This is a genomic window from Microbacterium sp. H6 (assembly GCF_003314775.1).
GTDB lineage: Bacteria > Actinomycetota > Actinomycetes > Actinomycetales > Microbacteriaceae > Microbacterium > Microbacterium oxydans.
This window is the reverse complement of the sequence record NZ_QOAY01000072.1, coordinates 14,194-19,703: the sequence shown is the minus strand read 5'-3', so window position 1 is coordinate 19,703 and position 5,510 is coordinate 14,194. Positions and strand designations below refer to the sequence as shown.

8 protein-coding genes are annotated in these 5,510 nt (G+C 68.6%); 2 read left to right on the top strand and 6 right to left on the bottom strand.

Annotated elements, in window-relative coordinates:
• From DSP71_RS05330 to DSP71_RS05320, 3 genes are all read right to left on the bottom strand, one after another.
• Positions 1–528, bottom strand: a 528-nt coding sequence (locus DSP71_RS05330; protein ID WP_220151078.1) for an RNA polymerase sigma factor, incomplete at its 3' end; no start/stop codon positions are given.
• A gap of 66 nt (positions 529–594) precedes the next feature.
• Positions 595–1,794 (bottom strand): MFS transporter, encoded by a 1,200-nt coding sequence (locus DSP71_RS05325; protein WP_113680566.1) that lies wholly within the window; start codon positions 1,792–1,794, stop codon positions 595–597.
• Positions 1,791–2,327 (bottom strand): Chromate resistance protein ChrB, encoded by a 537-nt coding sequence (locus tag DSP71_RS05320; protein ID WP_258546275.1) that lies wholly within the window; start codon positions 2,325–2,327, stop codon positions 1,791–1,793. Before DSP71_RS05320 ends, DSP71_RS05325 begins: the two co-directional genes overlap by 4 nt.
• A gap of 86 nt (positions 2,328–2,413) precedes the next feature.
• Between DSP71_RS05320 and DSP71_RS05315 the strand changes: the two genes are divergently transcribed.
• Positions 2,414–3,028: a trans-aconitate 2-methyltransferase gene (locus DSP71_RS05315; protein WP_113680564.1), complete on the top strand. Its 615-nt coding sequence runs from the start codon at positions 2,414–2,416 to the stop codon at positions 3,026–3,028.
• Positions 3,029–3,053: 25 nt separating this feature from the next.
• On the opposite strand, the gene DSP71_RS23180 is transcribed toward DSP71_RS05315, so the two are convergent.
• Together DSP71_RS23180 and DSP71_RS05310 are read right to left on the bottom strand one after the other, a co-directional pair.
• Complete coding sequence (locus tag DSP71_RS23180; protein ID WP_257021908.1) at positions 3,054–3,176, bottom strand: hypothetical protein; 123 nt, start codon at positions 3,174–3,176, stop codon at positions 3,054–3,056.
• A 36-nt stretch (positions 3,177–3,212) separates the two neighbouring features.
• Positions 3,213–4,190, bottom strand: coding sequence for an epoxide hydrolase family protein (locus tag DSP71_RS05310; protein WP_218867265.1), 978 nt, complete (start codon positions 4,188–4,190; stop codon positions 3,213–3,215).
• 61 nt (positions 4,191–4,251) lie between these two features.
• On the opposite strand from DSP71_RS05310, the gene DSP71_RS05305 reads away from it, so the two are divergent.
• Positions 4,252–4,962 carry a YafY family protein gene (locus tag DSP71_RS05305; protein ID WP_208644282.1) on the top strand — a complete coding sequence of 237 codons (711 nt, stop codon included), beginning with the start codon at positions 4,252–4,254 and terminating at the stop codon, positions 4,960–4,962.
• Here DSP71_RS05305 and DSP71_RS23175 read toward each other — a convergent pair.
• Positions 4,957–5,510: glucuronate isomerase (locus DSP71_RS23175; protein ID WP_258546274.1), on the bottom strand; the 554-nt coding region annotated here is incomplete at its 5' end. The genes DSP71_RS05305 and DSP71_RS23175 overlap by 6 nt on opposite strands.

The window sequence follows — 5,510 nt, the reverse complement described above, 5'->3', positions numbered from 1 at the left end:
AGCGGCGAGCTTCGCCCGGATGCGGCTGAGGCGTGAACGCACGGTACCGACCGGGATCGCGAGCGCCGCGGCGATCTGCTCGTATGTAAGATCGCCCCAGGCGTGCAGGAAGAGCACCTCGCGGTCACGGGCCGTCAGCGCGGCGATGCGGGGGTAGAGGCGCTCGATCTCGCCTGCTGCATCGAGCTGCGAGGAGGAGCGGTCGTGATCGTCGGCAGCCACCTGGTCGTGCTGATCGACGGACGCCTGCAGCGCGCGCCAGTGTTGCGCCTGGGCCCTTCGGTGCTGTCCGAGGACATTCGTCGCGATGCCCATCAGCCAGGGCAGCGCGGAACTCCGCGTCAAGTCGTAGCGCCTCCGCTTGCGGAACGCGATCAGGAACGTCTCGCTCACGATGTCATCGCTCGCAGCCGGTCCGACGCGGCGGGCGACGTAGGCCGAGACGGCGCCGATATGTCGCTCGAAGATCTCGGAGAACCGTTCCGCGGCCTCGAGCGATTCGCGGATGATGTCGTTGTCGTTGCTCACACTAGGTATTCGTCCGGCACGGAGATCCGGTTCCATCGGGCGGCCTGCGTCGGCGACGAAAGTGCATCAGGTGTCGCTCTCCGCCCGCTCTCCTCCCGGTGATCGCGGCAGGACCCGGGTGGTCGCTCCCGAAGCGGCGACCACGACCGCGAGTGCCGCGAGACCCCAGGGAAGCGTCGCCGCCACCGCGACGGCTCCGACCAGCAGCGGCCCACCGGCATCGCCGAGCTCGCGGCCGAGTTCGGCCGTGCCCATCGTGCGCCCCATCCGTTCGGGTGGTGTCGTCTCGGCGAGATGCGCGAAGGCGAAAGGCGTCGAGACGCCGATCCCGATGCCGAGCAGGGCGGCGGCGACGTAGAGACACGGGAGCACGGGGACGAACGCGGCGACCAGGATGCCGGCCGTGATCACCGCGAGGCCGAGTGTCATCGCGGTCCGATCGCTCAAGCGGCCGCTGTCGCGGAGCCTGCCCGCCCAGGGCTGGGTGAGTGCCGAGCTCAGCGCCAGAACCGAGGCGATCGCGATGCTCGCGAAGAGGGGAGCACCTTCACTGCTGGCGAGAGCGGGGAGGAAGCCGATCGCCGCACCGAGCGCGCCGGTGGACGCGGCGAGCACGAGCGTCGGGATGAGGAAGCCCCGCTCCGTCGTCTGACGGACCAGGTCGGCGACCGTGTACCGGGGTCGAGGCAGCGGCTCGAGTCGGGGCAGGGAGATCGCCACCCAGATCGCGGTGAGGACGGCGAGCGCGCTCAGGCACGTGAAGAGGAGGGGGAAGCCGCCCAGGAAGATCAGTGCGGCGCCTAGGAGAGGACCCAGTGTGTAGCCGAGGCCCTTCCAGGATCCGTATCTGCCGAAGTATCGCCCCTTCGCGCCCGGGGCCGCGAGCCGTGCGACCGTCGCCGAGGAAGCGGGCGAGAACGCTGAGGCTGCGGCGCCCTGCCCGAGACGTGCGATCGCGAGGGCTGCCGTGCTCGACGACCACACCCCGACGAGCGATGCGACGCCGAAGGCCAGAAGCCCGAACACGATCACCGGCTTGGCGCCGATCCGGTCGGACAGCGAGCCGAAGACGGGTTTGAGGAACACCTCGGCGAGGTCGTAGATCGCCAGAAGCGCCCCCAGACGCAGGAGGTCGAGACCGATGTCCCCGCCGGTCGCCCCGATGCCTGCGGCGATGCTGTGGGCGCCGAACGCCGTCACGAAGCCGGCTGCATACAGCGGTGCGACCTGGCGGGTCGCCGGTGCGGCGGCGGTCGGCAGGCTCACGCGTGGACGGCCTGGTAGACGAGGTCGGCGAACCGGGCGAGATCCTGAACGCACGCGGCCAACTCGCGGTCGGCGTCCTTGGACGAGGCGGAGTCGAACACGTCGCGGGCGCGGATCGTGCGGTGCCAGCGCTGCAGTCGGTCGAGGCTCTGCTCCTCCTCTTCGAGCTCGGCCAGCGTGAACTTCTTCTTCTCGATCTCACGCGCGATCTCGGCGCGGTACTTCGCGCAGTCGGCGACGAACTCCGCCCAGTCGTCTGCTCTCGCGGCGTCGAAGAGCTTCCGAAGTGCGGCGGTGTCACCGCCGTCGGCCTGGGTGCGTAGCACGAGGATGTCGCCGTTGCCGCGCTGTGCGAGCGCCAGCGCCCGGTCGACCCCCTCGACGCACGCAGGCACATCTGGCGTGACCCAGGTACCCTGCCCTGCGGGTACCGCACCGAAATGACGCAGCTCGCGCCAGACCGCGACGCGATGCCGCGAGGGTGATGCGGGTACCTGCACCAGGAGCACGAGCCAGCCATCCGATTTCGTCACACACGAAACTGTAACAGGTGTTACATCCATCTGCGGGCGAGACCTCGATAGCGTGGAGTCCGATCATCGCGAGAGCGGGGAGGGCCATGGCTCAGCAGGAGACGGAGGATGCGCGCGTGCGCGACGGGTATGCGGCGCGTGCGGTCGAGTACACGGAGTTGTTCGGCGACATCGCGCAGATGGATGACGTCGACCGGGAGCGCATCGGTCGCTGGGCGGACGGCGTCGACGGACGCATCCTCGACGTGGGGTGTGGTCCTGGACACTGGACGGCGTTCCTCGTCGAGCGCGGTGCCGATGCCGAGGGCATCGACCTGGTGCCGGACTTCATCGCCGGCGCCTCGGCGCGATTCCCCCACATCTCGTATCGGACGGCGTCTCTGGCCGATACCGACATCCCGCTCGGTTCCTTGGGCGGCGTGCTGGCTTGGTACTCGCTGATCCACGCGACTCCGGATGGGCTTCCGCATCTGCTCGAGGCCGCTCGCCGCGGGACCCGTGAGGGCGGACATCTGCTGGTCGGCTTCTTCGACGGGGCGGACGGGCAGCCTTTCCCGCACGCCGTCACGACGGCGCACTACTGGTCGGTGCAGGGTATGTCGAACCAGCTCGAGCGCGCCGGCTTCTCGGTGCTCGACAGCGAGACCAGGGTGCAGGAGAGAAGGCGCCCGCACGCATCGATCAGCGCGGTCGCGATCTGATCGATGCGCACGGTGCCTGAGCGGATCAGGCGAGACCGCGGAAGAACCTGCGGATGTCGTCGGCCAGCAGCTCCGGCTCCTCCATCGCCGGGAAGTGCCCACCCTCGGCGAACTCGCTCCAGTGGTCGATCGCACCGGCGGGATCCATCGTGCGCCGGATCAGGGGATGCGCGTCGAAGACGGCTCAGCCGGCGCGCACCCCGGAGGGCATGACGAAGTCCAGCTGGGCGTGCTCCGACTCGTAGAAGAACTGCGCGACTGAAGCACCGCTGCGGGTGAACCAGTAGAGACTCACGTTCGTCAGGAGCTGGTCGCGGTCGACATCCGGCGCCCCGTACCCGCCGTCGATCCTGCGCTTGAACTTCTCCACGATCCACGCGAGCTGGCCGACGGGCGAGTCGGTGAGGGCCGGTCCGACCGTGTCGGGTCGATGGTTGTGCATGCCGATGTAGCCGCGTTCCGCAGCGCTCGCAGCATGTGCGGCCTCGAGCTGGGCGAGCTCTTCCTCGGACAGACCATCGGGGGCGGGGAACATGGTGCCGACCAGTCCGAGCCACACGCGGTCGCTGGCGAAGTGCGTGCCGATGACGTGCTCCGGGTGCAGCGCGGCCAGTCTGCCGATGATGCCGGTGCCGACGTCCGTGCCGTGCGCCGCGAACCGGTCGTAGCCGAAGCGCGTCATGATCTCGGTGTAGGCGTCGGCGGTTCGAGCCAGATCCCACCCGGTGCCGGAGAGCGGGTTCGAGAACCCCAGTCCGGGCAGGGACGGGATGACCACGTGGAAGTCGTCCGTCAGCAGCGGGATCAGTCGCTGGTACTCGATGAACGACGCCGGCCAGCTGTCGCTGAGAAGCAGAGGCGTGGCTGCCGGGTTCGCCGAGCGCACATGGAGCACATGGAACGTCTGACCGTCGACGACCGTCGTGAACTGCTCATGCGCGTTGAGGGCCCTCTCCTGCGCCCGCCAGTCGAATCCATCGCGCCAGTGATCCGCGAGCTCCTGCAGGTAAGGAAGCGGGATCCCGCGGCTGAAGTCGGTGCGATCGTCACGTCCGGGAACGGGGAGCGGCCAGCGCGTGCGGGTCAGACGATCGTGCAGGTCATCGATGGCATCCTGCGGGATGTCGATGCGGAAAGGGCTGAGGGAGGTGTTCTGTGTCATGCTGTTGACGCTCTCAGGCAATGCGGAAGACCAGCTTCCGCATTTGCTGAGAGGATCAGACATGCTCGAGACCTCGGCCCGTCTGCTGGAACTGCTGTCATTGCTTCAGCTCAGACGCGACTGGACGAGTTCCGCACTCGCCGACCGACTGGGTGTGAGCACGAGGACCGTGCGCGCCGACATCGGCAAGCTCCGCTCGCTCGGTTATCCGGTGGATGCGCGCCCCGGCGTCGCGGGCGGATACCGCCTGGCCGCCGGAACCGCGATGCCTCCGTTGCTGCTCGACGACGACGAGGCGGTCGCGGTCGCCGTCGGGCTGGGGGTGGCCGCCACCTGGCGGCTCGGCGTCGAAGAGACCTCGCTCACCGCCCTCGCGAAACTCGAGCAGGTCATGCCCTCGCGACTGCGCCGTCGCGTCGACGCGATCCGTGAGGCGACGAGTGTGGTTCCTGGGGCCGAACCCCCGCTCGACCTCGCGGCGCTCAGCACGGTCGCCGCGGCCGTCCGTGCCCATGAACGGCTTCGCTTCGGCTACACGAAACCCGGCGGAGACGAAGAGAAGCGGCACACCGAACCGCAGCGCCTGGTGAGCTGGGGGTCGGTCTGGTACCTGCTCGCGTGGGATCTCGATCGTGACGACTGGCGCATCTTCCGCGTCGATCGCATGGTTCCACGGGCGTCGACCGGTGTGCGCTTCCGGCCCCGCGCGATCCCGGAGGGCGACGTCGTCGAGTACGTCGTCCGCAGGGTGACGAAGGCGTCCACGTCATGAAGCTGAGGCGGTACCCCCGGGCAGGCGGAACGTCGTCCTCGGGATGTCGTCCACGAAACGGTGCGCCAATGCGAAGGCCTGTTCTTCGGTGAGCCGGTGCTCGGAGACGAGTGCCGCCAGGTAGCCGGCGTCGAGTCGTCGGGACATGTCGTGGCGCGCGGGGATCGAGCAGAAGGCCCTGGTGTCGTCGACGAATCCGCTGGTCTTGGTGAACCCGGCACTGTCGGTCACCGATCGCCGGTAGCGCGAAATGGCGTCGGGGGTGTCGAGGAACCACCACGGCGCACCGGCGTAGACGGACGGATAGAAGCCCGCGAGTGGTCCGATCTCACGGCTGAACGCTGTCTCGTCGACCGTGAACAGCACCATCCGGAACGTCTCGTTCGTGCCGAAGTCGTTGAGGATCGGGGTGAGCGGCCGCGTGAAGGCGGCGACGTCCGGCAGATCGTGCCCGCTGTCTGGGCCGAACCGCGCGAGCGTGTCACGGTGGTGGTTGCGGATGACGCCGGGGTGCAGCTGCATCACGAGTCCGTCTTCGGACGACATCT

Bases quoted from the DNA above. Each gene is read 5' to 3' on its own strand.
- DSP71_RS05310 (WP_218867265.1), bottom strand. From the start codon at position 4,190: ATGACACAGAACACCTCCCTCAGCCCTTTCCGCATCGACATCCCGCAG.
- DSP71_RS05305 (WP_208644282.1), top strand. From the start codon at position 4,252: ATGCTCGAGACCTCGGCCCGTCTGCTGGAACTGCTGTCATTGCTTCAG.
- DSP71_RS23180 (WP_257021908.1), bottom strand. From the start codon at position 3,176: ATGGATCCCGCCGGTGCGATCGACCACTGGAGCGAGTTCGCCGAGGGT.
- DSP71_RS05315 (WP_113680564.1), top strand. From the start codon at position 2,414: ATGGCTCAGCAGGAGACGGAGGATGCGCGCGTGCGCGACGGGTATGCG.